This is a genomic window from Macellibacteroides fermentans (assembly GCF_013409575.1).
In the GTDB taxonomy this organism is placed as follows: Bacteria; Bacteroidota; Bacteroidia; order Bacteroidales; family Tannerellaceae; genus Macellibacteroides; species Macellibacteroides fermentans.
On record NZ_JACCCY010000002.1, the window covers coordinates 697,345 to 724,033 of the forward strand.

23 protein-coding genes are annotated in these 26,689 nt (G+C 45.2%); 9 read left to right on the top strand and 14 right to left on the bottom strand.

Annotation, left to right across the window (positions count from 1 at the left end):
* Positions 1–10: 10 nt before the first annotated feature.
* From F5613_RS07880 to F5613_RS07915, 8 genes are all read right to left on the bottom strand, one after another.
* Positions 11–1,564, bottom strand: a complete 1,554-nt coding sequence (locus tag F5613_RS07880; protein WP_179399333.1) for a carboxypeptidase-like regulatory domain-containing protein — start codon at positions 1,562–1,564, stop codon at positions 11–13.
* A 12-nt stretch (positions 1,565–1,576) separates the two neighbouring features.
* Positions 1,577–2,431: a FecR family protein gene (locus F5613_RS07885; protein ID WP_079681932.1), complete on the bottom strand. Its 855-nt coding sequence runs from the start codon at positions 2,429–2,431 to the stop codon at positions 1,577–1,579.
* Positions 2,432–2,435: 4 nt separating this feature from the next.
* Positions 2,436–2,987, bottom strand: a complete 552-nt coding sequence (locus F5613_RS07890; protein WP_179399334.1) for an RNA polymerase sigma-70 factor — start codon at positions 2,985–2,987, stop codon at positions 2,436–2,438.
* A 48-nt stretch (positions 2,988–3,035) separates the two neighbouring features.
* Positions 3,036–4,292 carry a carboxypeptidase-like regulatory domain-containing protein gene (locus F5613_RS07895; RefSeq protein ID WP_179399335.1) on the bottom strand — a complete coding sequence of 419 codons (1,257 nt, stop codon included), beginning with the start codon at positions 4,290–4,292 and terminating at the stop codon, positions 3,036–3,038.
* 166 nt (positions 4,293–4,458) lie between these two features.
* Positions 4,459–4,932 carry a Cys-tRNA(Pro) deacylase gene (gene ybaK / locus F5613_RS07900; RefSeq protein WP_068178225.1) on the bottom strand — a complete coding sequence of 158 codons (474 nt, stop codon included), beginning with the start codon at positions 4,930–4,932 and terminating at the stop codon, positions 4,459–4,461.
* On the bottom strand, positions 4,919–7,060 hold the full coding sequence (locus F5613_RS07905) for a Tex family protein (protein WP_179399336.1): 2,142 nt from the start codon (positions 7,058–7,060) through the stop codon (positions 4,919–4,921). Before F5613_RS07905 ends, ybaK begins: the two co-directional genes overlap by 14 nt.
* 3 nt (positions 7,061–7,063) lie before the next feature.
* Positions 7,064–8,437 carry an ATP-binding cassette domain-containing protein gene (locus tag F5613_RS07910; protein ID WP_179399337.1) on the bottom strand — a complete coding sequence of 458 codons (1,374 nt, stop codon included), beginning with the start codon at positions 8,435–8,437 and terminating at the stop codon, positions 7,064–7,066.
* A complete protein-coding gene (locus F5613_RS07915; protein ID WP_179399338.1) occupies positions 8,425–9,327 on the bottom strand; it encodes a substrate-binding domain-containing protein in 903 nt (300 codons plus the stop codon). Before F5613_RS07915 ends, F5613_RS07910 begins: the two co-directional genes overlap by 13 nt.
* Before the next feature lie 87 nt (positions 9,328–9,414).
* On the opposite strand from F5613_RS07915, the gene F5613_RS07920 reads away from it, so the two are divergent.
* Positions 9,415–9,999 (top strand): pentapeptide repeat-containing protein, encoded by a 585-nt coding sequence (locus F5613_RS07920; protein ID WP_218858899.1) that lies wholly within the window; start codon positions 9,415–9,417, stop codon positions 9,997–9,999.
* Positions 10,000–10,012: 13 nt separating this feature from the next.
* Here F5613_RS07920 and F5613_RS07925 read toward each other — a convergent pair whose 3' ends face one another.
* The 6 genes from F5613_RS07925 to F5613_RS07950 all read right to left on the bottom strand — a co-directional run bounded on the left by F5613_RS07925 (position 10,013) and on the right by F5613_RS07950 (position 16,610).
* Positions 10,013–11,680 carry an alanine/glycine:cation symporter family protein gene (locus F5613_RS07925; RefSeq protein WP_179399340.1) on the bottom strand — a complete coding sequence of 556 codons (1,668 nt, stop codon included), beginning with the start codon at positions 11,678–11,680 and terminating at the stop codon, positions 10,013–10,015.
* Between the two features lie 62 nt (positions 11,681–11,742).
* The gene (locus tag F5613_RS07930; protein ID WP_179399341.1) at positions 11,743–12,642 is read right to left on the bottom strand and encodes a cation diffusion facilitator family transporter; all 900 of its coding nucleotides are present in this window, start codon (positions 12,640–12,642) and stop codon (positions 11,743–11,745) included.
* 233 nt (positions 12,643–12,875) lie between these two features.
* The gene (locus tag F5613_RS07935; protein WP_179399342.1) at positions 12,876–13,328 is read right to left on the bottom strand and encodes a cupin domain-containing protein; all 453 of its coding nucleotides are present in this window, start codon (positions 13,326–13,328) and stop codon (positions 12,876–12,878) included.
* Between the two features lie 463 nt (positions 13,329–13,791).
* Entirely contained in the window at positions 13,792–15,162 is a 1,371-nt protein-coding gene (locus F5613_RS07940; RefSeq protein WP_394353457.1) for an MATE family efflux transporter, read from the bottom strand.
* A 17-nt stretch (positions 15,163–15,179) separates the two neighbouring features.
* Positions 15,180–15,944: a peptidylprolyl isomerase gene (locus tag F5613_RS07945; protein WP_179399343.1), complete on the bottom strand. Its 765-nt coding sequence runs from the start codon at positions 15,942–15,944 to the stop codon at positions 15,180–15,182.
* A gap of 15 nt (positions 15,945–15,959) precedes the next feature.
* Positions 15,960–16,610, bottom strand: a complete 651-nt coding sequence (locus F5613_RS07950) for a peptidylprolyl isomerase (protein WP_246303389.1) — start codon at positions 16,608–16,610, stop codon at positions 15,960–15,962.
* A gap of 184 nt (positions 16,611–16,794) precedes the next feature.
* Between F5613_RS07950 and F5613_RS07955 the strand changes: the two genes are divergently transcribed.
* From F5613_RS07955 to F5613_RS07990, 8 genes are all read left to right on the top strand, one after another.
* Positions 16,795–18,285, top strand: a complete 1,491-nt coding sequence (locus tag F5613_RS07955) for an alpha-N-arabinofuranosidase (RefSeq protein ID WP_218858913.1) — start codon at positions 16,795–16,797, stop codon at positions 18,283–18,285.
* Between the two features lie 126 nt (positions 18,286–18,411).
* Positions 18,412–19,314: a glycosyltransferase family protein gene (locus F5613_RS07960; protein ID WP_179399346.1), complete on the top strand. Its 903-nt coding sequence runs from the start codon at positions 18,412–18,414 to the stop codon at positions 19,312–19,314.
* Positions 19,315–19,416: 102 nt separating this feature from the next.
* Complete coding sequence (locus F5613_RS07965; RefSeq protein WP_179399347.1) at positions 19,417–21,450, top strand: M13 family metallopeptidase; 2,034 nt, start codon at positions 19,417–19,419, stop codon at positions 21,448–21,450.
* A gap of 156 nt (positions 21,451–21,606) precedes the next feature.
* Positions 21,607–22,167 (top strand): L-threonylcarbamoyladenylate synthase, encoded by a 561-nt coding sequence (locus tag F5613_RS07970; protein WP_179399348.1) that lies wholly within the window; start codon positions 21,607–21,609, stop codon positions 22,165–22,167.
* Between the two features lie 7 nt (positions 22,168–22,174).
* Entirely contained in the window at positions 22,175–23,533 is a 1,359-nt protein-coding gene (locus F5613_RS07975) for a sugar transferase (RefSeq protein ID WP_179399349.1), read from the top strand.
* Between the two features lies 1 nt (position 23,534).
* The gene (locus F5613_RS07980; RefSeq protein ID WP_179399350.1) at positions 23,535–25,319 is read left to right on the top strand and encodes a chloride channel protein; all 1,785 of its coding nucleotides are present in this window, start codon (positions 23,535–23,537) and stop codon (positions 25,317–25,319) included.
* A 4-nt stretch (positions 25,320–25,323) separates the two neighbouring features.
* The gene (gene fmt, locus F5613_RS07985; RefSeq protein WP_179399351.1) at positions 25,324–26,298 is read left to right on the top strand and encodes a methionyl-tRNA formyltransferase; all 975 of its coding nucleotides are present in this window, start codon (positions 25,324–25,326) and stop codon (positions 26,296–26,298) included.
* Entirely contained in the window at positions 26,295–26,681 is a 387-nt protein-coding gene (locus tag F5613_RS07990) for a YbaN family protein (protein WP_068178175.1), read from the top strand. The genes fmt and F5613_RS07990 overlap by 4 nt, the downstream gene beginning before the upstream one ends.
* Positions 26,682–26,689: the final 8 nt, after the last annotated feature.

Genomic DNA, 26,689 nt, shown 5'->3' on the forward strand with positions numbered 1-26,689 from the left:
TAATAATGAATCAATACCCTGTTTCTTCTATTTTGGAAGAAATACGGGTAATTGCTTCATTCAACTTTTCTTCCGGTAGAATAACATTAAAACCTTCCCAGAAGTCTTCATCGTAAGTAAAATTGGTTTCAGCAAAAACAGTTCTTGTCGGGAGCACTTCATTTCTGGTGAAACGCGTTACATCAGCAGTGTCTATTTTACATGTAACCATTTCAAACCAAGTATGCAGTGTTGAATTTCCAAAAAATGCTTTCTTTCTTTTTACCTTAAAATCCAGATCTCCACGAATGTGATTTATGTAGTATTTACTGTTAAGTTGTTTGTAGGAAACGGTGTAACGAACCGCTTGGGGCTCTAGATCATAAAGCTTACTTTTTTTCACAATTAACATGTCAGTTGCTTTGCGGATGTAGGAGGGGTTGATCTCGAAATTAACCCGAAGTAAGGCTTTATTGGCGGCATCAATGTAGAGTTCTCCTTTGTAAAGCGGACTATTTTCATTCTTGTTTTGCACGAAAGAGATAACATGTGCCAATTTGTCGTCAATAACAGTCAGGTCCGACTGACTGAAATTATACCTGTCCAATCCTTCCAAAGATAGAAAATCAGGAATGTTCTTAATCAGATCCAGCATCAGAGACGCATTGATTCCCGATTTCATTTTTAATATAATGGTATCTTTTACTGCTTCATTGGTGATTTTCCTCATCTTAAGCAGTTTTACCTGATCGGCAGACAACGAATGATAGCTGGCTTTATACACTTTGAAAACAGCCTCAGACAAGCTGACGAATTTTTTCTTATACTCTATTCCTTCGCGGTAAAAAGAGGTGAGGTAAGAGGGTTTATCCGGATAATTCTCCCTAATACCTGCCAGCATATCATTAATAATTTTGATTGGATTATCCAGGCTCACAATAATCTCCTGAATGGAAACTACACGTGGATCCAGATAAATCTGACTGTTGCTGTTGCTCAACAAATCAATGTTCAGGTCAACCGGTTGATATCCCACATGCGAGATATGGATAGTCTTATTTGGTATTGAATCTGGAACCTTCAATCTAAAGGCTCCGTTTTGATTGGTGATAGTGCCGATCGAAGAATGAAGCACATTAACAGATGCAAAAGGAATTATCTCTTCATTCAACCGGTCGTGAACAGACCCTTCTATCAAGGTGTAACTTACAGAATCGGATTGGATTGGTTTTACTCGAGGAACTTTAACAGTATCAGTTGGAATGTAAAGCAGGATATGTCTGCCTATTACACGCATTCCCAATTTGCTGTTTCCTGTAATTTCGTGAATAGCTTCCCTCACCGTGTAAGTCCCTTTTGCAATTTTTCCTTTCTGTTCGTTATTTACTACCTTGCTATCGTAAATAAACAGGTGATCGGAGCGGTCGGTTACTAAATTAAGCAGCTGATAAATAGATCCTTTACTTTTGGGTAACCGGATGCGCTTATCCAACACATTGCTTTCCTGTGCAAGGAGGGGTAATACTATAAAGCATAGTATCAATCCATGCAACATACGAAGACAAAGGTTGGCTTTAGTTTTCATTCCATTATTTGTTTAAGGAGCCGATATAACCAACGTATCTTCCTTCTGTTCACTTGTCAGTCCCAGCGCAAGACAAATAAGCTCAGTCATAGCAGCCGGGGAATTGTCGTAAAAGCTAACTGTAAGCCGTCTGTTTTCGAGTTCGGAAGAAGATAGCTGTACGGGCTGCGAAGACATTCGGTTGATAACCCTTACAATATTAGCGAGGGTCTCATCCTTAAACTGAATCCGTTCTGTGTACCGGGCAAACTGATCCATATCGCTTGTCGGACTTTTCAAAAATAAGTTCTTGTTCAATATTACGGTTTCTCCGGCCTTAACAAACGAACTTTCACCGTTATCAAGACGGGTTACTTTAACCAATCCCCGCTGAACCGATAATTCAAAATCATTTTTACCATTGTTTTTTACATTGAAAGCTGTACCAACCACCTCAATAGTGGTATATTTTGTTTCAATAAGGAAAGGTCTCTGTTTATTGCCACTTACATCAAACAATGCATTACCATCCAGCTTAACCAACCGCTTGTCGGCTTCAAAATGTTCTGGGTAGCTTAAAGTCGCATCCTGAGCTAAATAGATGATTGATCCATCTTCAAGAGTCGTTACCAGCGTATTGTCTTCGGGACCGTTTTTAAGAGAGAGAAGACGCTCATCTGTTCCCCAGTCGTTTAACAACCAGATCCCCAGTGCACCGCAAAGGCAAAGCACCGCAATAGCAGCAGCCATACCCGCAAATACGGGACGCATCAAACGCTTTTGTCCACGAGCCGGAATCAAATTATCTTGTTCCAGCCGCGAATACAATTCATTCCATGCCTGATCTGTATGTACTGTCTGATCTGTATGTAAATTTCTATCTTTCATTTTTTTACCTTGTATGTATGTATAAATCGATCTCCTTTCTCAATGTCTGGAGAGCTTTGGTCATTTCAGCCTCAATTGTTTTAACAGAGAGTGCAAGCTCGGCCGAAATCTCCGTATATTTTTTTCCTTCAAAATGGTGCATGCGAAAAATCCGTTGTCTGCGTTCAGGGAAGTTCTGTATTGTCTTCTCAACCCGTTCCTGAAGCTCTTTATATTCCAAAGACTCAAGGGGTGTTTGAAAATCGTTGTCCGTATCTTCGTTCAACCGCTCTTCACGGTATTTGTCTTGTACCAGCAAATGTTCGATGTGTTGCAACGACCGATTGCGTACCGCACCGTAAAGATACGCTTTTACAGATTGAAATACAGGTAGTTTACTTCTTTCTTTCCAGAAAATATAGAACAGGTCCTGTACAATCTCTTCAGCAATTTCCATCCGGTTCACGTAGGTAACGGCATAGCGGCATAAAGGCTCGTAATAGAGCCTGAACAGCCCCTCGTACGCCTTTATGTCGCCCTCCTTTATTTTCCCAATCAGTATCAGATCATTCAGCATGCCGCGATATTATTTGAAATGAATTTCAAATATAGGAAAAGTTAGCAATCACTCCTGTTGTTTTCTCAATTTATTTGCTGCTTTTTCCAAAGATTCGGTCGGCTCGATAATGTTATAGGATCCCCAGAAGTTTTCGTCTCTGAAGTCGCTGACCTTATCAGATAAAGACTGGCTTGATTTGAATGACATTTTGTATGGAATAGCATTTACAGCCTGATCTTTGCTATCGGTAACCACCATTTCGGAAACCATGGCATAGTTTGTAGAGAATAGCCTGCGTTTCCAGTCACATTTAAATCGTACCTCATTGCGTATGTAATTCAGATAGCTTTTACCATTCACCTGCTTGTAAGTAACCAGGAAGGAAACTTCGACAGGGCGAAAGCGAAGTCCGGCTGGTTTTTTCTTTAAGATGGCACCGGTAGCTTTGTCCCGGTCTTCCATATTGAGGTTAAACTCAGCTCTTGTAAAGGCCAGACTTTCTTTATCGATATACAATTTTCCATAGTGCAGTGCGTAGGGTAGGATAGCCTGCGGCTGGAAGCTGATTACATACTGCGGGCGGTTGTCCATCACTACAGACTCTTCCATACGGAAGCTAAAGTAGCCAAGAGTTGTCTTATCCAGTAAAATATCCGGATTCTTTACTATATCCACGTAAAGTGAAAGATTCGGGCCACCCAAAAGTTTTACAATCAGGGTATCACTGGCTTTCTGACTTAACAAAGCACGTCCTTTAAAAATCTGAACACGGTCTCGGGAAGCATCCTCATCGTACGGAGTTTTATAAACATCGATAATTGCTTCTGAGATATTGATGTAACGTTTGCCTTTCTGAGCCGTTTCACGGTAGAAACCAGTTAGCAATGTAGGCTTTTCACTGTAGTTCTTACCAATCCTGTTCATAGCCTCCTCAACAAGCATTCTCGGATCGTGGGCTCTTACAACCACCTCTTCCAGCACATTCGCATTCTGAGTAAGCATTACGTTTTCATCTACCATATCATTACCAGTCAACGCGATCCGGTAATTGTAGTAACCTATATGGGAAATTTCTACCACCTTGGCCTGCAGGGAGTCCTGCACCTTGATGGTGAATTCACCGTCGGAGTTGGTAATGGTACCAACGTTGGTTCCCGGAACAGAGATATTTACATACTCAAGTTTTTTCTTTGTCTGTTTGTCTTTAACTGTTCCGCTTACAATAAAATAGTTGCCCTCTTCCTGAGCCTGCAACGGGTAACTGCTGAGAAGCAAAAGTGCCGTCATCAGATAACCAAATAAAAAATACATCCTGGTTTTCATATTTGTACGTTTTTAGTGTGGATACTTCCAATTCTTGTTTGTACTTCTAAGATCGCCCACCCATCAAATACCCTATGAAAAAATACAAAAAAATAAAGCGGAGATGCATTTTTTTGCATCCCCGCCCTATATAGTCTAAAAAGTGTCTCGTTATTCTGCTAAATATCTATAGTAATACACAAACCGTAGCCCTAACTTCTCTTATAAGATCAGAGGGAGAAAGTCTGATTTGTAGTCCCCGTTGTCCCGCACTCACATAAATCTGCTGGTAATTCAGACAAGTTTCATGAATAAAAGTGGGAAACTGTTTTTTCATGCCAACGGGAGAACAAGCCCCCCGGATGTATCCGGTAGTAGGAAGCAACTCCTTCATGGGAATCATATCACAATTCTTGTTGCCCGAAACTTTGGCGGCTAACTTAAGATCCACCTCCTCCTGTCCCGGAATCACACATACAAAGAAACCCGTTTTATCGCCTTTCAGTACCAGCGTTTTAAAAACCTGATTCACATCTTCTCCCAATTGCTCAGCTACGTGTATGGCACTCAGATCACTTTCGTCCACCTCATAAGGAATCAGTTCGTAGGCCACTTTGGCTTTGTCCAGTAACCTGGCAACATTCGTCTTATTTACTTTCATTTGCTAACCCTTTCATCGATAGTTGAACGCGCTTACGTACTAAATCAACGCTTTGAACCCGTACTTGCACATGCTGGTGCATGCTCACCACCTGGGTGGGATCGGTGATAAACCTGTCGGCCATTTCCGAAATATGTACCAATCCGTTTTCCTTGATACCCACATCCACAAAACAGCCGAAGGCCGTGATGTTGGTAACAATACCCGGTAAAACCATCCCCTCTTTCAGGTCTTCCAGTTTCTTTACGTTCGGATCAAACTCGAACACCTTGATGGTCTGGCGCGGATCCCTGCCGGGTTTATCCAACTCTTCCATGATATCTGTCAGTGTAGGCATCCCTATCGTAGCACTTACATACTTCTGCAGATTCAATTTCTTTTTAAGCTCCTTATTGGCGATCAGTTCCGAAACAGTACAATTCAGATCCTTAGCCATCTGTTCCACAATGGAGTAACTTTCGGGATGCACTGCCGAATTATCCAACGGATTTTTGCCGCTGGTGATGCGAAGGAAGCCTGCCGACTGCTCGAAAGCTTTTTCTCCCATCCGAGGAACCTTCAGAAGCTCTCTTCGTGAAGCAAACGGGCCATGTTCTGCACGGTAGTTAACGATGTTCTGCGCCAGCGTCGGTCCAAGTCCCGAAATATACGTAAGCAGGTGTTTGCTGGCTGTATTTACATCCACACCCACCAGATTCACGCAACTCTCCACAGTCTGATCCAGACTTTTCTTCAGTGCTCCCTGTTCCACATCGTGCTGGTATTGTCCCACACCAATGCTTTTGGGATCAATCTTTACCAGTTCGGCCAACGGATCCATCAACCTTCTGCCTATGCTCACGGCACCACGTACGGTTACGTCGTATTCAGGAAACTCCTCGCGGGCAATTTTAGAGGCCGAATAGACTGACGCACCGTTCTCACTCACCACAAATACCTGTACCTTGCGATCGTATCGGATACCGGTGATAAACTGCTCTGTTTCCCTGCTGGCCGTTCCGTTTCCTATGGCAATGGCATCAATGGCATAGGTGCTAACCAGCTGCGCTACTTTTGAAGCAGCCTTTCCCTTCTCGTTCTGGGGTGGGTGAGGGTAGATGGCTTCGTTATGGACCAGATTACCCTGGGCATCCAGACACACCACCTTACATCCCGTGCGATAACCCGGATCCACGCCCAATACCCTTTTCTGACCAAGGGGAGGCGACAGTAACAGCTGGCGAAGGTTTTCGGAGAATACCCGGATTGCCTCCTCATCAGCCTTCATTTTGCTGAGGTTGGCAAATTCGGTTTCGATAGACGGTTTCAATAACCTTTTGAAGGAATCACCAACCGCCTCTTCCACCTGTGCAGACGCGTCAGAACGCCCCTTAACGAACCGTCGGTTCAGTCTCTCGATACACCCTTCGGCATCCGGCGAGATAGACACCCTCAAAAAACCTTCAGCCTCACCACGGCGCAGAGCAAGCAACCGGTGAGACGAACAGCGGTTCAACGGTTCGCTGAAGTCGAAATAGTCGCGATACTTGCTACCTTCCTCTTCCTTGCCCTTAACCACTTTGGATGAAATAACAGCCGTCCGCGAAAACGAATTACGTACTGTATTACGAGCCTGCTCGTCTTCGTTCACCCATTCGGCAATAATATCCCGGGCACCCTGAAGCGCCTCACGTACATCCTTAACCTCACCTTTCACGTAAGGCGATGCGGCTTTGGTACTATCCTGAGCTGTTTGAAGCATAAGTAAGGTAGCCAGAGGCTCCAACCCCTTTTTGCGGGCAATCTCCGCTTTGGTCTGCCGTTTCGGCTTGTAAGGCAGGTAAATATCTTCCAGCTCCGTGCTATCCCACGAGGTCTCAATGCGTTTTTTAAGTTCGGGAGTAAGCTTACCCTGTTCATCAATAGAAGCCAGTATCGTCTCTTTACGCTTACTTACCTCCTTTAATTTGCCGTAATGATCGTTAATATCCCCAATCTGCACCTCATCCAGGCCACCGGTCACCTCTTTGCGGTACCGGCTAATAAAAGGAATGGTAGCCCCTTCGTCCAGCAGCCCCATTGTTTTTTCAACCTGACGCGCCGGAATGCCCAACGCCTTGGAGATAAGTGAATAAAATATTTCAGTCATTTGTTATAGTTTTATTGTTTCGTCTGCCAGCAAGGACAACGAGTCCGGCTGATGCGATACAAAGATAATAGTCTGTTTATTGATTTTGTGCAATGCTTTGATCTGATTGATGATCCGAGCGGTAAGCGCCTCGTCGAGCCCTTTGAACGGTTCGTCCATCAGCAGTAAAGACGAAGGGAAAGCCAGTGCCCTGGCAATGGCCACACGTTGTTGCTGACCGTAACTTAATGCCTCCGGCCGATGTTCTGCCACCTCATCCAGCTCCATGAGCGAACAAAAATGTCTGGCAAGTTGCATACTCTTTTCTTTTGTATAGAAAGAGGCGAGGGGAAGAGCAATGTTATCGGTAGCCGATAGATGATTCAGCAGGGCAGGTTCCTGAAACACAGCTGCAATAGCCTGTATATTTCCTTTCCCTATTTTCCCCGAAGCCGGCTTCAGCGAACCGTCAATCAAACGGAGCAAGGTAGTCTTTCCTCGGCCAGACGGAGCCGACAGTCCGTATACCCGTCCTCCCTCAAACCGGAGGGAGAGATTGTCTAATATCATACGATGCCCATAACCAACGGAAACTTGCTCGAGTATCACCTCCGGTCCACCGCAAGTAGCCGGAGCGCAATCGGTTTTCCTGTAACGCACCGGAATATCCAACCTGCTCAACCTATCCAAACCCCTGTCGAATGCAAAGCTTAAAGCCACCGCTATGACAGTCCACGCCAACAATTCGGGGACCTCTATGAAAGTCTGCGCCCTTTTCATTTCACTGCCAATTCCAAAAGCACATTGCGAAAGAACCTCTCCCATGATAATGGCCCGCCATCCAAAGCCAGCCGCCGATGCCAAACCACTGAAAAGAAAAGGCTTAATCTGCGGATATACAATCTGCGTGAACCGGTTGGTACGGTTCATATGGAACACCATACCCATCACCGACAGCGGAGCACGCAAGTGCAGCAATCCCTTGGTAAGATTCTCGCTCAGCAACGGAAACATGGTAAGGAAGGCAATCATAAAAGGAATCTGCTCCGGCTGCAGAAACAGCAAGGCAAGCAAAATAAAAGAGATAACAGGAACCGACCGCATCAGGGTGAGCAACGGTTTAAACAACCCGTATACCTGTTCATGCCGGGCAAACAACAAAGCAAACAACAGGGCAAGTACCCCCGAAACCAGTAATCCTGCAACTCCTCTACCCAAGGTAGCCAGTACAGACAGGTAAAACTCCGGAGTTACCCACAGCTTACCCAAGGCAACAAACAACTCCGGCAACCCCGGCACCAAAGCCGGATTGTTGGCCGTTATCGCCAGCACCTCCCATACCAGACATAAAATGCCGATGGAAAGCAAGGAACGTATGCTCTTCTTCAGTGTACGCATAAAAAGAATGTATCATCGGGCAGCTTGCCGCCCAAAGCCTTTGGTTCGTAAGCCAATATAATTGTAAGCAGATTCTGTACCGCCTCTTTGGCCCGGCAGGCAGGCACATAGTCGATGCGGCAACGGTGAATACTGCTTTCGGTAAGCATACCCTTGGCGAAAATACCCTTCTCCTCAAGGATACGTATCGCCTGATAGGGTTGTTCTACGGCAAAGCGACACGAAGCACGAAGCAACGAATCAAGCGCCGGCTGCATTTGCATACCTCTTTCGCTAAGCACGATAGCTGTTTGTGCAAATCCCTGTGCATCCGGATCCGGACGGTTCAGGTCGGCCACAAGCCGTACAGTGCTGTCCTTCTTTAATGCCATGCTCACAAACGGCTCGCTGAGCACCGCCGTCTGGACCGTTCCGGACAGTAACCCCGTAAAAAGGTCCCTTGCAGAGCCGAAGGTATAATTGAGCTCCGGTTTCCATTCCGGGTGATTGTTCAGGTAATAGCGTGTCAGAATATCGGGAGAGGTCCCACTCCCGAAGAGGTGAAGCTCTCCGGAGGTGGAATCTCTGCCCACCACATACAATGTACCCCATAGCGGACAACCAAGTAATGGATAGTTCACCCCTTTGTTGTATAGATTTACTGCGCTTAACATGGGCAGCACAGCCAGCTCCGCTTCTCCTTTGATAAGATGCGCCTGAATCAGCTCGGGCGAGTCGACCACCTCGATCTGCAGCAACTTGCCGTTAACCGTTACCGAAGTATCCATCAGTTGGGCGAAAGCAATGGCCGATGGACCCCTTAATAGTTTAACGCGTACTATATTATCCTCTTTTCGTGCAGGATTACAGGCGCACAGAAGGCAAAGTAAAAGACATACCGGAATCTTCATAACTGCAGAAGTTTACTGCAAATGTATAAATAATTGTTGTATGCTAAGAATTATCTCCTAAATTTGCCCACCTAACAGATGGCAAAGATGACCGATTTATTTAATGAAACGAGGTATGCCGACGAGGTATACGATAAGCTTCTCTTTACCGACAGCCGCCTGAGTGGAAAGGAGTTTCAGGATTGTACCTTTCTGGCGTGCGACTTCAGCAACTCCAGTCTGCTGGACTGCAATTTTATTGATTGCCGCTTTGAGGCGTGCAACCTAAGCAACATTAAGCTGGGTAACACCGCCCTGAAGGGAGTGTGCTTCGAAAACAGTAAATTGCTGGGAACCGACTTTACCGACTGCTCCGACTTTCTCTTTGCCGTCCGCTTCGGGCAGTGTGTCCTTGATTATGCCTTCTTTATACGTAAAAACCTCAAAAAGACGGTGTTCGACCAATGCTCCGTTCGCGAAGCCAACTTTAGCGAATCAAACCTTGCCGAGGCCAGCTTCCTGCAATGCGACCTGCAACAGACCGTTTTCGAACGGACCGATCTGCGAGGAGCCGACTTTCTTACGGCGTTCAATTATTCCATCAATCCCACGACAAACAACCTCCGTAAAGCCCGTTTCAGCTATCCTTCCGTATTGGGACTGTTGGACAGCTTTGGCGTAAAAGTAAGCTAACGAAGAGCTTGAGTTACTTCTCCGTCTGTTGTTTCTTCCAGTATTCATTAACAGACTGTTTCACCTCTTTATGAAGCAACAAAATACCCAGTAAGTTGGGTAACGTCATCAAGGCGATGGTTACTCCGGAGAATATCCAGATAAGAGTGGTGTCTGTAAACGAGGCCAAAAAGAAACCCAGCACATAAATAACGTGGTATACAGGCACGTAACGGCTTCCCCACAAAAAAGTGACTGCCCTGTCGCCATAATAAGACCAGGCAATGGCTGTGGAAAAGGCAAACATAAGCAATGAAAAAGGAATGATAAACTGTCCCCATTCTCCAAAGAACCCCCGCTTAAAGGCTTCAGTAGAAAGCGGGGCAGAGTGCAGAAGCGACTTTCCGTACACCGTGATAGGGTAGCTTTTCAGGACCGGAAGTTCAATCTTGCCTTTCTTTACAGTAAGTTCGCCGGTAAAAAGTGCCTTACCCTGCATAAAACGAACCCCTTCGGCAAACGAACGTGCATGTATCAGAGTGGCAGGTGTGGTAAGCTTTCCCTCTTTTACGACAATCTTACCATCGTACAAAGGCAACAGCTTTTCGCCTTTGATGTGTTGCCCTACGGCTAATTTCTGGGCAGGGTCAGCCTCGTTGTAGGTACCGGCAAGCAACACCATGTCGGCCTGCTGAAACTTATTCTCGTACTTCTCCATCCAGGTGCCGGAAGTAAGCAATACCATTCCTGTGAGCATACAAATAATAATGGTGTCGATAAAAGGTTCGAGTAAAGCAACCATTCCTTCGGAAACCGGCTCTTTGGTCTTCGCCGCTGCATGGGCAATAGCAGCCGATCCCTGTCCCGCTTCATTGGAGAAAAGTCCCCGGTTTACACCCCGGTTAAAGGCAAGCGCCACTCCGGCACCCAAAAAACCACCGGCAGCCGCAGAGCCGTTCAACACGTTATCGAACAACATCACCAGCGATGGAATAATATTTTCGTAATTGTAAATGACCACGCTAAGTGCTCCCAGAAAATAAAAGACAGCCATAAAGGGTACCAGCTTCTCCGTAACTTTGGCAATGCGGGTGATACCTCCAATGATAATCAGTCCCAGCAACACAGAAAGCAAAGCCCCTGTAACGTACAGCGGAATATCAAAAGCGGCAAACATGGCATTGGAAATACTGTTAATCTGAGGCAGACATCCTGTACCGAAAGACGAGCAAATGGTGGCCAGTGCAAAAATGGCCGCTAACCAGCGCATGTGCAAACGGTTTTTCATGTAGTACATAGGTCCCCCGGAAATGTATCCCTTCTCGGTCGTTTCGCGATACTTATGCGAAAGCGTAACCTCCACCATCTTGGTAGTCATCCCCAGAAAGGCCGAAACAAACATCCAGAACAAAGCAGCCGGTCCCCCTAAATGAATAGCCAGTGCCACCCCGGCGATATTGCCGGTACCCACCGTACCGGACAAGGCCGTGGCCAACGATTGAAAATGCGACGTATCCCCTTTGTCCAGGTGATGGTCATACTTGCCCGACACCACTTTGATGGCATGACCAAAAAACCGCACCTGCGGAAACTTAAGATACAAAGTAAAGAAAAAACCGGTTCCCAGCAACAACAAAACGAACCATTGCGAACCCCCGATGTAAGAATCTATAAGAGATAGAAAGCTGCCTATTTCTTGCATAAGTCAATCGTTTTTGTTTAAAAACTTTCGCAATATACAAAAAAATGTGGAAATCGTGTTAATTAGTAAAAAGTTCCGCAATTGGTCTGCATACAAGCCTCTTCCTCCGTTTCGAACTCAACGGTGGCATGGTCAATTCCATGCGAAGCGCAGACCGATTTAATCTGTGTTTTGATCGTATATTGCTCATCCAGTGTAGTTTCCGGAGCAATAACGGCATGCAGAGACATAATATTCTCCTCGCCGTCCAACGTCCACAGATGCACATCATGAATAGACAACACCCGGTCGGTATTCCTTATTTCCTCTTCCAGGCGCGCTATGTCCACGTCGGAAGGAACCTTTTGAAGCAATATACGGAAGGTAGCCTTCAGGTTTCGGTACACATTGGTAAGAATCCATATACTTATTCCGATAGAAAGCAGCGGATCCAGAATAGGCCATTCCACAAAATGCATCACGATACTTACGATAAGCACGGCAACCCAACCCAGCACATCCTCCATCATGTGGAGAGAAACCGCCCGTTCGTTAAGCGACGATCCCCTTTTTAACCGAATCACAGCCGCACCGTTTACAATAATTCCCAGAATAGCCAGCACAAACATACCGGCAGCATCGGGCATTTGCGGTTCAATAATACGACCAATACACTCTTTGATCACTACTACGGAACCAGCCAGCAGAACAACCGATATAAAAATAGCCCCAATCAGTGAGAACCTTTTGTAGCCGTAAGAGTAAAACCTGTCGCTTCGCCGTGCAGACACCTTCTGCAGATACCAGGCAACCCCCAGCGAAATGGAATCGCCAAAGTCGTGCAACGCATCAGACAGAATAGAAACACTGTTGGTGTAAATACCCCCAATAAGTTCGATAATCGCAAAAATGAAATTCAAGAAAAAGGCAACCCGTATATTCCCGGTCGATGTATCGTGTGTATGATGATGATCGTGTCCCATGATCGTTATATTCTTTAGTCTATAAAACACCCTTCCCCAACATTTTGTTACGAAGGGAGAGGGATAAGCTTCGTTATTTTTCTTAAACAACCTGCTTGCAAAGATGGAATATTTAATCGGTTTAGCCTATATTCTGATATAAATAATGCGTCAGGAAAAAAACGGTTTATATAAATACTACAGAACCCTAAAAGTTATATAGATCTTTTAGGGTTCTTATTAGTACTGTAGGATTATTCCCACTTTACGGGAGTATTTAGAATGACTCCGTCCAATGTGTCTTGGGTGGAGAATGAATCGGCAAGGTATTGTACGCAAAGCATGATTAATGGTGTGTCGCCGTTGTTGCGTACGGCACGTATCCCCTCGGGGGCAACGCGTACCACAGTGCCTTCCTTTACTGGAATTATCGCTCCGTCTACCTGAAACTCGCCATTACCTGCAAGAAAGAAATAAAGTTCTTCGTGTTTTTTGTGTGAGTGCAGAAATCCGGTTTCGGTGCCCGGCTGAAAAAGCTGGAAGGAGAATTCACCTCCTGTGGTTTGCAGGGCAGTTCCTCCAAATATTTTGCCCGGAATCTTGATTTCGGGACCAAATTGCAGTATATATTCGCCCAATTCGCTCAAGTTGCCAATATTCACCGCGGTGAAATTTTCGGCTGTTGCAATCTTTTCAATCTGTTTCATAATTCTGTTCATTAAATGATTCTGAAAACTCAAATCGGTAGAAAGTCACCTCCCGTGACAGGTTTTTCCGTATATGCAAATGTATTGTTTGAGAATCTAAAAAACAAGAACTTCAGGCTATTAAAGAAATAAAAAAAATGCCCCATTCTCACGAGTGGGGCATCTTGTTTTCTAACCACCGCTAAATGCGGATTTAAAAATTAATCAAAATTATTACTTAACAAAACCGTTTTTATACAATAGCATTCATCCTAATAGATTATCAAAGTTTTGTAATCAAAAAATATTATATTTCAATTACCACATTAATCATAAAATATATTCTACAAACTACATATTGTTTATTAAACCCTACATTTAACAAACTTTTGCAAAGGTATAATAAATTCTTTTACCTGCAAGTTATCCATTCATGTTGTGAAACATATTTCGTATATTAATAATTATCTTAAGGCTCGACAGGCTAAAGTCTTGCATGTACAGAACGCTCCGCTCTGCCTTTGGTTCGTTTGTTGAAATGGATCCAAAGAAGGATGCCTAACAGTGAGAGGCTTATGGGGAATCCGCTCCAAACTCCCAAGGCTCCGAAGCCGAGTACAAATCCACAGAAGTACCCCAGAGGCAGCGAGATGCACACATGGCAAATAAAAGCCATCCACGCCATATATTTTACATCTGCAATTCCACGCAAGGCGTTGGCAAATAAAATTTGCAGTCCGTCGCCCAGCTGATAGAGGATAACCGGATACATTAAAAGGGCGGTAAGTTGCGCAACCTCTGCTTCTGGAGTAAAGAGGTAGCCTATCACATTGCGTACGGCGTAAAGGAATATCACGACCAACAGGGCGGTAAAGAGTATCAGATGCAGACCGGCAAACGAGGCTAGCCGCACGCTCTTCCAGTCGTCTTGTCCCCTGAAGTTACTTACCCGTATCGTTACGGCAGCGCCTATACCGTAATAGATCATAAAGCCAAGTGTGGTTACCACACCCACCACCTGATGGGCAGCCAGGGCAGTCTTACCCAACCAGCCCATCATGATTACACTGAGGCTGAAGGAGGCAGCTTCTACGCCCAGTTGCAGAGCCACGGGAAATCCGAGGTGATACAGCCGGCTGATGCTTGTCTTGTTTATTATCCCGGATTTAAATCCATTCCTGAATTTGGCAAAACGCGGATGTCTGGCAAAGATGTATACAAAAACAAGAATAGCTGCGATACGGCTTATCAGGGTAGACAGACCGGCTCCGGTTAGTCCCATTTCGGGTGCTCCGAAGTGTCCGTATATCAGGATGTAGTTTCCTATTATATTAAGCACGTTGCTGCCCAGCATAATCCACATGGGGGTCATCGTATCGGTTACTCCGTCGCAAAACTGTTTGAATGAATTGAACAGCATCACGAACAGAACGGATACAAGCTGCAATATATAATAGGGAATGATGTAGGGCATCAGCTCCTCCGGCTGACCCAGCAGGTCGATGTTTAGGAGTAATACCAACATACAGAGACCTATCAGTAATCCAACAACGAGGTTTACAAGGAGGCTGTTCTTGAATGTTTCGGCAGCCTTGTCGTGTGCCCCTTTGGAAAACAGTTCGCCTATGATGGGGGTAAGTCCGTAGGCAAATCCCATGCCGAAGATAAAGGCCAGGTTAAAGAAATTGTTCACAAAGGAGGCCGCTGCAAGCTCGTCGGCACTGTGCTGCCCAACCATGATGTTATCGGCAAAGCCTACAAGAATAATCCCCAACTGACCAAGCATGATGGGGATTCCTAATTTAATGGTATGTAAGTAATGCTGCCTGTAGTTAGCAGGCAGCCTGTTTGTAATGTTCAAGATTGTCTGTTTTATATGATTTGCATAGATTCGATTACGATATTCTCCAGGGGACGGTCCGACGAATTTGTCTTCACTTTCTGAATTTTATCCACAATTTCAATTCCTTCGGTCACCTCGCCGTATACAGTGTATTCGTTGTCCAGAAAGGGCACGCCGCCAACGGTGGTATAGGCCTCACGCTGCTGGGCGGTAAGCTTGGTCTCCTCCTTGCGCTTCTCTGTCTCAATCTCAGTTTTACCGATCAGTGTATCGCGCATGATGGCCAGACTGTCTTTGTCGCCCGACTTATAATACTGCATGATAGTAGTCTTATTTTCGTTCTGCAGACGGTTGAAAATAGCCTGTTTCAGGCGGCTTTCCTTTTGCTTTTCCAGCTGTTTGATCTCACCTTCCGAATATACCTTTCCGGTAACGATGTAGAATTGCGATGCCGAAGAGGCCTTCTCCGGATTGCTGTCGTCGCCGGTACGGGCAGCACATAATGCTCCACGTTTATGGAAATAGCGGGGGTATACAAATTCGGCCGGAACGGTATAGCCCAAATCTCCGGCTCCCAGCTGTTTGTTTAACGGTGCGTTTTTAGACGTAACATCACCTCCCTGAATCATAAATTCGTTGATTACCCGGTGGAAAAGCAGCCCTTCATACTGTCCGTCTTTTACCAGTTTGATGAAATTATCGCGGTGAAGAGGCGTTTCGTTGTATAATTTGAGTGTAATCGTACCCAGATTCGTTTGCATCCGAACCTGTGTCTCGGTTGTTTTTTGTTCCATTGTCTGTTCGTATATTTATTTAGTTACAACTTTCATCGATTTGATTTTGATATTTTTCAACGGACGATCTTTATCGTTGGTGGCAACCAGGTGCATCTTGTCCACCACATCCTGTCCCTTCACCACCTCGCCGAAGACCGTGTATTTGTTATCCAGATGAGGCGCACCTCCCTGAATTTTATAGGCTTCACGCTGTTCGGGGGTGTATTTTATTCCCTCTTCGACCTCTTTTTTGTCCAGTTCCATGTCTGTAAAGAATTTTCCGGTCACGATATAGAACTGGGTAGCCGACGAGGCACGTTCCGGATTGGTATCGTCGCCGGTACGTGCGGCACATAAAGCACCTCTTTTATGGAAATATTTAGGATAAACGATTTCTGCCGGAACGGTATAACCCAGGTCACCATCACCTAAGGGTTTGTCGATAGGAGCGTCTTTCGAGGTTACATCACCTCCCTGAACCATGAATTGTTTGATGATACGGTGAAATATAAGTCCGTCGTAACGTCCTTCATTTATCAGTTTAACGAAATTATCCCGATGCTGAGGTGTTTCATTATACAGTTTCACTTTTATTTTACCCATATCGGTATCAATCAGCACCAAGGTCTCTTTTTCTTGTCCCCAAAGCGTGTAAACACTTAACAAAGAAAAACATAAAAACATAGCAGCTACTATCCTATTCATCGTTTTGCGTATTTTTGCTAACAAAGATAATTATTTGTATTCGATTACACCGAATGAATAAAATATATTAACTATGTTTGTGACTGAAACCACTAAAAAAAGAATTATTTGTTTTATGAGAAAACTATTTACCGCGTTGTTTATAGCAGCAACGCTCCCTTTGATGGCTCAACACCAATCGGCCATCCGTATTTATCCCGCACAGGGAAAACAAACCATCAGTAAACATATTTACGGCCAGTTTGCCGAACATCTGGGTTCATGCATCTACGGAGGTTTGTGGGTTGGCAAGAATTCGGATATACCTAATACCGACGGATACCGTACCGATGTGCTCAACGCACTGAAGCAACTCCAGATTCCTAACCTGCGCTGGCCCGGCGGATGCTTTGCCGACGAGTATCACTGGATGGATGGTATCGGTCCGCAGCAAAACAGGCCCAAGATGGTCAATAACAATTGGGGCGGAACAGTGGAAGACAACAGCTTCGGGACACATGAATTTCTCAATCTGTGCGAATTACTGGGATGCGAACCCTATGTAAGTGCCAATGTAGGTAGTGGAAGCGTTGAGGAGATGGCCAAGTGGGTGGAATATATCACTTCGGAAGGCGACAGCCCTATGGCCAACCTGCGCAGGAAGAACGGTAGGGACAAGGCATGGAAAGTGAAGTTCTGGGGAGTAGGGAACGAAAGCTGGGGATGTGGCGGTAGCATGCGTCCGGAATATTACTCCGATCTGTACCGCCGTTTTGCAACCTATTGCCGCAATTACGACGGAAACCAGCTGTTCAAGATTGCCAGCGGAGCCAGCGATTACGATTATAACTGGACGGAAACATTGATGAAACAGGTGGGAGGCCGTATGGATGGTCTGTCGCTTCATTATTATACGGTAACCGGATGGGACGGAAGCAAAGGTTCTGCCACAGGTTTCGATACCGACGATTTTTACTGGACCATGGGCAAATGCCTCGAGATAGAAGAGGTGATGCGTAAACATATCTCCATCATGGATAAATACGATCCACAGAAGAAGGTGGCGCTGATGGTGGATGAGTGGGGTACCTGGTGGGACGAAGAGCCGGGAACTACCAGAGGACATCTTTTCCAGCAAAACACCCTGCGTGATGCCATGGTTGCAGCACTTACGCTGAATGTGTTCCATAAATATACCGATCGGGTGAAGATGACCAACATTGCACAGATTGTGAATGTTTTACAGTCCATGATCCTTACCAAAGGAAAACAGATGGTGCTTACGCCAACCTACTACGTGTTTGAAATGTACCGGGTGCACCAGGAATCTACTTTCCTGCCGATGGATCTGATGTGCGAGAAGATGCCGGTGCGCGACAACCGCGAGGTACCTTTATTAAGTGCAACGGCATCGAGGGATAAGTCGGGAAAGATCCATATCTCCATCGCCAACATAGATGCGGCCCAATCGCATCAGGTGAGCGTAAATCTGCAGAACACCCCGCTCAAGGCAGTGAGCGGCCGTATTCTTTCTGCAAGCAGCATCACCGCCTGCAATACATTTGAACAGCCGGACAATGTGCAGCTGAAGGATTTTAACGGAGCCAAAATACAGAACGGCGCGCTGAACGTGGTAATTCCGGCTGCTTCCATAATAACACTGGAAGTTAAGTAGACACACGGGTTTTGTAAGGATACGGCAGAGGTTTCTAATAAAAAGCATGTTAAAAGGTATAAAAACTAATTTTTGTTTACCTTTGTAGCGGGAATCTTAAACGTAACATTATTTAAAAATATTTCAATGAAACCTACTTTATTTGTACTTGCTGCCGGAATGGGTAGCCGCTACGGCGGATTAAAACAGTTGGACGGACTGGGTCCTAATGGTGAAACAATCATGGATTACTCAATTTATGATGCAATTCGCGGAGGATTCGGAAAGTTGGTGTTCGTAATCCGTAAAACATTTGAAAAGGATTTTCGTGAGAAAATTATTTCAAAATACGAAAATCATATTCCTGTTGAAGTGGTATTTCAGGAACTGGATAACCTGCCTGCAGGTTTTACTTGTCCCGAAGGCCGCGAAAAACCATGGGGTACCAATCATGCCGTACTGATGGGCAAGGATGTGATTAAAGAACCTTTTGCTGTAATCAATGCCGACGATTTCTACGGTCGCGACAGTTTTGCCGTGCTTGGAAAAGAGCTTACCGCTATGTACGGAAAACAGAACGAGTATTGCATGGTGGGTTACCGTGTTGGTAATACCTTAAGCGAGAGTGGATCTGTGGCACGCGGTGTTTGCGGAACCAATGCCGAAGGTTTCCTTACCACTGTGGTAGAACGTACAGCCATCGAACGTATCGATGGTAAGGTTCAGTTTAAGGATGAGAACAATCAGGTGGTGACTATCGATGATAACACGCCAGTGTCTATGAATATGTGGGGCTTCACACCCGATTATTTTAAATATTCTGAAGATTACTTTGCAGAATTCCTTACTAAAAACATGAGCAACCTCAAGAGTGAGTACTTTATTCCATTGATGGTTAATGAGCTTGTTAACAATGGTACTGCTACTGTAAAGGTACTTGATACTACATCAAAGTGGTTTGGTGTAACTTACGCGGAGGACCGTCAGAGTGTGGTCGATAAAATCGCAGCTTTGGTAGAAGCCGGCGAATATCCAGCCAAGTTATTCTGATAAGGAGGATGACATACAAGGTCCTGCTGCTTTCTTTTTGGAAAGAGCAGGACCTTTTTTAGCTGTTTCTATTGCAACTATCCATAAAATCTTACGAACAAAATGAAAAAAATGATTGCTTTTTCTCTGATCGCAGGACTGGTGGCTTCTACAGGGTGTACAACCAAGCCAGTCCAGGATGCTTCTAAAACTCCGGCCATTAACCTGGCCAACCTGGATACTACGGTATCTCCGGGGAGTGATTTTTACCAATATGCTTGCGGAGGATGGATCAAACAAAACCCGCTTAAACCAGAGTATGCCCGCTACGGCTCTTTCGACAAGTTGCGGGAAGATAACCAAAAACAGTTGAAAGATCTGATTGAATCGCTGCAAGCCAATAAATCGGAAGCTGGCAGCGTTGCCTGGAAGATCGGTACGTTCTATGCCATGGGACTTGACAGTGCCAAATTGAATGCCGATGGCATCAATCCGGTAAAGGATCAGTTGGCAGCCATCGAAGCCGTTACAGGTAAAAAAGAGGTTTCGGCTATGATCGCTACGATGCACAAGGAGGGAATGTCTCCCTATTTTCAGTTGTACGTAGGTGCCGACGAGAAGAACAGTTCAATGAATATCGTTCAGCTATATCAGTCGGGTTTGTCCATGGGCGATCGCGATTATTACCTGCTTGAAGAGACAAAAACCATCCGCGAAGCTTTTAAAAGTTATGTAAGCCAACTCTTTACTTTAGCTGGATATTCTGCCGATCAGAGTAAACTTGCTACAGAGGCGGTAATGAAAATTGAGACAGGCATTGCCAATGTATCTTTCACCCGCGAAGATTTACGTGATTCACAGAAAAACTATAACAAGATGAGTCTGGCCGCATTTAAGTCGGCTTACGATGTCCTTGACTGGGATATTTACTTCGGTGGATTAGGTTTAAAAGACATTCCTGAAATTGATGCCAAGCAGGCCTCTTTTTACAAAGGCTTGAGCGACCTGATGAAGAAAACATCGGTGGATGAACAAAAGTATTACCTGGCATTCAACCTGCTTAACGAAGCCGCCTCTTACCTGAACGACGACTTCTATGCAGCCAAGTTCAACTTCTACGGTAAAACCATGTCCGGAAAGCAAGAGCAGCAGCCACGTTGGAAACGTGCACTTGAAACAACCAACAGCGCTCTTTCTGAAGCAGTGGGACAGCTTTATGTAGAGAAATATTTCCCTCCTGTAGCTAAAGAAAAAATGCTTACACTGGTGGGTAACCTGCAAAAGGCATTGGGTCAAAGAATCAATGGCCTGCAATGGATGAGTGATGCTACCAAGGTGAAGGCTCAGGAAAAACTGGCTGCCTTTACCGTAAAGATTGGTTATCCCGACAAATGGCGTGATTACAGCAAGCTGGAAATCAAGGAAGATTCCTATTGGGCCAATGTAGTACGTTCCAACATTTTCGATACGGAATATTACCTTGCCGATGCAGGTAAACCGGTCGATAAGGCACGCTGGCATATGAGTCCGCAGACCGTTAACGCTTACTACAACCCTACAACCAACGAAATCTGTTTCCCGGCAGCAATCCTGCAGCCTCCTTTCTTCAACCTTGATGCAGATGATGCCGTTAACTACGGAGCCATCGGGGTGGTGATCGGTCACGAGATGACACACGGATTCGACGACCAGGGACGTAACTACGACAAAGACGGAAACTTGCAGGACTGGTGGACAGCCGAAGATTCAAAACGTTTTACCGAACGGGCGGATGTGCTTGTAAAGCAATACGACAACATCCTTGTACTCGATTCAGTACATGCCAACGGTCGTTTCACATTGGGTGAAAACATAGCCGACCAGGGAGGATTGCTTGTTTCATACGAAGCATTAAAAAGCAGTTTCCAGGGAAAAGAGCCTGCTGCTATCGACGGTTTTACTGCCACGCAGCGTTTCTACCTTGGTTATGCCGCATTATGGGGACAAAATATACGTAATGAAGAGATTTTACGTTTAACAAAAATAGATCCGCATAGTTTGGGTAAATGGAGGGTTAATGCAGCATTGCGTAACGTGGATGATTTTTACAAAGCATTCAACATTACAGAAAACGATGCGATGTACATGAAACCAGAAGAACGTGTAGTTATCTGGTAAACACCAGCTTCTTCATTAAAACCTCCACTTGTGGTACTAAATAATCACAAATGGAGGTTTTTTAATTTATAGAGTGGTTATTCGTTCATTATCTTCAGTTTTTTACTTTGAAGTATAAGAATGATTTGTATTTTTGTAATATTATTAGGTAATACAATGATAGAGGAAATTAAAAAGACCTGCGAGGTATTGCAGGCAGGTGGCATTATCCTGTATCCCACCGATACGGTGTGGGGTATTGGTTGCGATGCGACCAACGAAGAGGCAGTAAAAAAAGTGTATGAACTGAAGCGGCGTGTCGACAACAAAGCCATGCTTGTGCTTACCGACAATCCCGCCAAGCTTAATATGTATGTGAGCCGGATACCCGATATCGCCTGGGATCTGATAGATGTGGCTGATAAGCCGCTTACCATTATTTATCCGAAAGCAAAGAACCTGGCAGCGAATCTGTTGGCAGACGATCAGAGTGTAGGTATCCGTATTACGAACGAAACCTTCTCGAAAACATTATGCGAGCGTTTCCGGAAACCGATTGTATCTACATCAGCCAATATAAGCGGTCAGCCTTCTCCCTCTAATTTCAATGAAATTTCGGAAGAGATCAAGGCGGGTGTCGACTATGTGGTTAACTTCAGGCAAGAAGAGATAATAAAAGCCAACCCCTCGGGTATCATAAAGCTTGGTGAGGGCGGCGTTGTGCAGGTAATCAGGTAACCCAGACATGGACAAAGGCCGGCAGACACTAAAATACATCGTTTCGGACTTTCTGTCTGCTTTGCTGGCGTGGTTTTTATTTAATCTGCTGCGATACGATGAGGTTGGAATCTATCAGGGATATACTTCCCTCGAAAGGTTTTTGCTGGATCCGCATGTGTTGCAGGGGTGGTTGCTTATCCCATTTGGTTGGATTGCCCTTTTTTATTTGTCGGGCTACTATAACAAGCCTTTCGGTAAATCGAGGGTGACCGAGTTTTTCTCCACCCTGCTGTCCGTGATGATCGGTGCTGTCGTGGTTTTCTTTCTGGTTTTATTGAACGACCTGCCTCATTCTTTTGGCATATACTACCGGCTTTTCTTCGGATTGCTGGGTATCCAGTTTATATGTACCTATATACCCCGCTTGCTGATTACGCTTTCCGGAATCCGGAAAATCAATAAAAGAGAGTGGGCGCAGCGGGTGTTGATTATCGGTGCCGGATCCAAGGCAAAGAAGGTGGCCAACAGCTTGTATTCGTTGGGATACGATATCGTAGAGATGGTGGACGAAGACGAGCTTGCACATGTGCAGTCTGTCATGGAGACCGAAACAGTAGACGAGTTGGTGGTGGCTATCGAGTCGCACAACAATGAAAAGAGAATGCATGTACTCTATTCGTTGTATCAATACAACCGGCCAATCAAAGTGTTGGTGGATAAAGCATCCATGGTTTCGGGGGTAAAGGTAAAAACGTTGCTGGGTATTCCGCTGGTAAACATTACCGACAATAACTTCTCGGAGGCTGAAAAGAATATTAAGAAGGTACTTGATTATGTAGTGGCTTCATTGGCCGTTGTGCTGCTTGCTCCGGTGTATTTGTATGTTGCCTGCAGGGTGAGGCGGGATTCGCCGGGACCTATCATTTTTAGTCAGGAACGTATCGGATACATGGGTAAGCCTTTTCGGATTTATAAGTTCAGAACCATGTACGAAGGAGCCGAAACCAACGGTCCGCTACTGTCTACCGACGATGATCCGCGTATTACTCCTTTCGGAAAGATTATGCGTAAATATCGTTTGGACGAGCTTCCCCAGTTCTGGAATGTGCTGAAAGGAGATATGTCTATTGTTGGGCCGCGTCCGGAACGGAAGTATTACATAGACAAGATTGTAAAAAAAGCACCCTTTTATTATCTGCTTCACAACGTGAAACCCGGAATTACCTCCTGGGGAATGGTGAAGTACGGATATGCAAGTGATGTCGACAAGATGATTGAGCGTTTGCAATACGACATATTGTATTACGAGAATATGTCGCTGGTTTTAGATTTAACAATATTAATTTATACAATAAGGACGGTTTTTACCGGCAAAGGAATTTAACATGGCTGAAGATGGTTTTTTTTACAAGATTTTATTGTGGCGCGAAAGACGAATTAAAGAGAAGAATTTTATACTGATTGTAAGTTTTCTTGTAGGTATTTGTACGGCTGCGTCTGCAATAATACTTAAACAACTTATTCATTTTATTCAACAATTACTTACCGGCGGCAACCATGCCGGCGAGGTAAACTATATGTTGCTTATCTATCCGGTGGTGGGTATCCTGCTGGCCGGTCTATTTGTTAAGTATATTGTAAGAGACGATATAAGTCACGGGGTAACTAAAATACTTTACGCCATATCGCAGCGTAAGAGTCGTATAAAACCCCATAATTCGTGGACCTCCCTGGTGGCGAGTTCCGTTACCATCGGCTTCGGGGGATCGGTAGGGGCCGAGGCACCTATTGTACTTACCGGTGCTGCCATCGGATCAAATCTGGGCAGACTGTTCAGATTGGAGCAAAAAACGCTTATGTTGCTGGTAGGTTGCGGTGCTGCCGGAGCTATTGCCGGTATTTTCAAGGCGCCGATAGCCGGATTGGTCTTTGTGATCGAGGTATTGATGCTGGATCTTACGATGACTTCCGTATTGCCGCTGCTTATCTCGTCTGTTACCGCAGCCACGGTGTCGTATGTGGTAACCGGACCCGAAGCGATGTTTAAGTTCTCTCAGACCGAAGTGTTTGAGATCGGACGTATACCGTATGTATTGCTGTTGGGTATTTTCTGCGGACTGGTTTCATTGTACGTTACGCGGGTGATGAACAATATTGAGGGTAAATACCGTAAATTGGGTACCTTCTGGAAGAAGTTCCTTTTGGGAGCAATGATGTTAAGTATCCTTATCTTCCTTTTTCCGCCTCTCTACGGCGAAGGATACGAAACAATCGGGATGTTGCTGAACGGTCAGTTTCTAACGATGATGGATAATACGCTGTTTTCCGGACTGTCGGATTCCTATTGGGGCATCATCATCTTCCTCTCCCTGATTCTTTTGTTTAAAGTTTTTGCCTCCAGTGCAACCAACGGGGGAGGAGGTACAGGGGGAATCTTTGCTCCCAGTTTGTATATGGGATGTATCGCCGGATTTATATTTTCGCATACATCCAACTACCTGCCGTTTACGATGTATCTGTCCGAAAAGAACTTTGCCTTGCTGGGTATGGCCGGCGTAATGTCTGCCATTATGCATGCTCCGCTTACCGGAGTGTTCCTTATTGCCGAGCTAACCGGAGGCTACGATCTGTTTTTGCCGCTGATGATTGTTTCCATCAGTGCCTATTTAACTATTCTGATGTTCGAACCCCATAGTATTTATTCCATGCGTTTGGCTCAGAAGGGCGAATTGATGACACACCACAAAGACAAGGCGGTACTTACCCTTCTGAAGATGGATGATGTGATCGAGAAAGATTTTGAAGTGGTAAACCCACACATGAGTCTGGGCGACCTGGTGAAGGTCATAGCCCGAAGCAGCCGCAACGCCTTCCCGGTGGTAGACGATAAAGGCGTGTTGTTGGGTATCGTACAGTTGGATAATATCCGTAATATCATGTTCCGTCCCGAACTTTATGAGCGTTTTCATGTTTCTAAATTTATGGTGTCGGCTGCTTCAAAGATTGAAATCGACAAGTCAATGGAGCAGATAATGCGAACTTTTGACGACACAAAGGCATGGAACCTGCCCGTGGTAGATATGCAGGGGCGGTATATTGGATTTGTATCTAAATCGAAAATTTTTAATTCTTACCGCGAAGTGCTGGTAGAAAACTTTTCAGGAGATTAAAAGAATGAATAAAGAGTCATTACGTATTGTATATATGGGCACTCCGGATTTTGCCGTAGAGAGCCTCAGGTTACTGGTTGAAGGCGGATATAATGTAGTTGGGGTGATTACCATGCCCGATAAACCCATAGGTCGCCATGGCAGCACCTTGCAACCGAGTCCGGTCAAGCAATATGCCGTATCGAAGGGACTGCCTGTTTTACAGCCCGAAAAACTGAAAGATGAAACCTTTATACAGGAGCTCAGGGCTTTGGAAGCCGATCTGCAGATTGTAGTAGCCTTCCGTATGCTTCCCGAGATAGTTTGGGATATGCCCCGTCTGGGTACCTTTAACCTGCATGCTTCACTGCTTCCGCAATACCGTGGTGCAGCACCCATCAACTGGGCGGTGATAAACGGCGATACAGAAACCGGAGCAACCACCTTTTTCCTTACCCACGAGATAGACACCGGAAAGATCATTCTGCAGGAACGTCTGCCTATTGCCGATACCGACGATGTGGAAAAGGTACACGATTCATTGATGGTAATGGGAGCAAAGCTGGTTTTGCGTACAGTCGACCTTATTCTGGAAGGTAAGGCCGATGCAACACCGCAGGAGGCATTCTATTCCGATGCAAAAGAGCTTCGTGCAGCCCCTAAAATTTTTAAGGAAACCTGCCGGATCAGCTGGGACAGTTCTGTAAAGCGTGTGTATGATTTTGTGAGGGGATTATCGCCCTATCCCGGTTCGTGGACAGAACTGGTGGCACCTGCCGGCGAAAGAATGGTGTTAAAAGTCTTTTCAACTCAAAAAATAGAAGAGGCGCACGATCTACCTGTAGGGAATATCCGTACAGATGGAAAATCGCACGTGGATATAGCTGTACCCGATGGATTTGTTCGTCTGCTCAATGTGCAGCTGGCAGGCAAGAAACGCATGGCGGTAACCGATTTCCTGAACGGCTTTAAGCTAACAGAATATTTTATTGTTGAGTGAGTCCGGAAAAACTAAAAAAGACAATTTACATAGCAGCAGGAACACTATGCCTTATTCTGGGTGGAATCGGCATAGTGCTTCCGCTATTGCCAACCACTCCCTTCTGGCTGCTTACCTGTTGGTTTTACCTGCGTAGTTCGCAAACGTTGTATAACCGGGTGATGCAGAATAAAAGATTCGGATCCTACGTAAGGGGATTTCTGGTGGATAAATCCATATCATTAAGGGCTAAGGTCCTCTCTATCGGTACCATCTGGGTATCTGCCATCTTTACCTTTGCCCTGTTACAGGTGGCACTATGGCTTAAGATGTTGTTGTTTGTAATCTTCCTTTCAGTAAGCTGGTATATTCTTTCGTTCCCCACAAAAAAGAAAAACGGATAGATCTCTTG

Coding starts and splice junctions, on each gene's coding strand:
- F5613_RS07980 (WP_179399350.1), top strand. CDS start 23,535: ATGGCTGAAGATGGTTTTTTTTACAAGATTTTATTGTGGCGCGAAAGA.
- F5613_RS07915 (WP_179399338.1), bottom strand. CDS start 9,327: ATGAAGATTCCGGTATGTCTTTTACTTTGCCTTCTGTGCGCCTGTAAT.
- F5613_RS07885 (WP_079681932.1), bottom strand. CDS start 2,431: ATGAAAGATAGAAATTTACATACAGATCAGACAGTACATACAGATCAG.
- F5613_RS07960 (WP_179399346.1), top strand. CDS start 18,412: ATGAAACCTACTTTATTTGTACTTGCTGCCGGAATGGGTAGCCGCTAC.
- F5613_RS07920 (WP_218858899.1), top strand. CDS start 9,415: ATGACCGATTTATTTAATGAAACGAGGTATGCCGACGAGGTATACGAT.
- F5613_RS07970 (WP_179399348.1), top strand. CDS start 21,607: ATGATAGAGGAAATTAAAAAGACCTGCGAGGTATTGCAGGCAGGTGGC.
- fmt (WP_179399351.1), top strand. CDS start 25,324: ATGAATAAAGAGTCATTACGTATTGTATATATGGGCACTCCGGATTTT.
- F5613_RS07935 (WP_179399342.1), bottom strand. CDS start 13,328: ATGAAACAGATTGAAAAGATTGCAACAGCCGAAAATTTCACCGCGGTG.
- F5613_RS07910 (WP_179399337.1), bottom strand. CDS start 8,437: ATGCGTACACTGAAGAAGAGCATACGTTCCTTGCTTTCCATCGGCATT.
- F5613_RS07925 (WP_179399340.1), bottom strand. CDS start 11,680: ATGCAAGAAATAGGCAGCTTTCTATCTCTTATAGATTCTTACATCGGG.
- F5613_RS07965 (WP_179399347.1), top strand. CDS start 19,417: ATGAAAAAAATGATTGCTTTTTCTCTGATCGCAGGACTGGTGGCTTCT.
- F5613_RS07880 (WP_179399333.1), bottom strand. CDS start 1,564: ATGAAAACTAAAGCCAACCTTTGTCTTCGTATGTTGCATGGATTGATA.
- F5613_RS07905 (WP_179399336.1), bottom strand. CDS start 7,060: ATGACTGAAATATTTTATTCACTTATCTCCAAGGCGTTGGGCATTCCG.
- F5613_RS07975 (WP_179399349.1), top strand. CDS start 22,175: ATGGACAAAGGCCGGCAGACACTAAAATACATCGTTTCGGACTTTCTG.
- ybaK (WP_068178225.1), bottom strand. CDS start 4,932: ATGAAAGTAAATAAGACGAATGTTGCCAGGTTACTGGACAAAGCCAAA.
- F5613_RS07930 (WP_179399341.1), bottom strand. CDS start 12,642: ATGGGACACGATCATCATCATACACACGATACATCGACCGGGAATATA.
- F5613_RS07955 (WP_218858913.1), top strand. CDS start 16,795: ATGGCTCAACACCAATCGGCCATCCGTATTTATCCCGCACAGGGAAAA.
- F5613_RS07945 (WP_179399343.1), bottom strand. CDS start 15,944: ATGGAACAAAAAACAACCGAGACACAGGTTCGGATGCAAACGAATCTG.
- F5613_RS07890 (WP_179399334.1), bottom strand. CDS start 2,987: ATGCTGAATGATCTGATACTGATTGGGAAAATAAAGGAGGGCGACATA.
- F5613_RS07895 (WP_179399335.1), bottom strand. CDS start 4,292: ATGAAAACCAGGATGTATTTTTTATTTGGTTATCTGATGACGGCACTT.
- F5613_RS07950 (WP_246303389.1), bottom strand. CDS start 16,610: ATGTTTTTATGTTTTTCTTTGTTAAGTGTTTACACGCTTTGGGGACAA.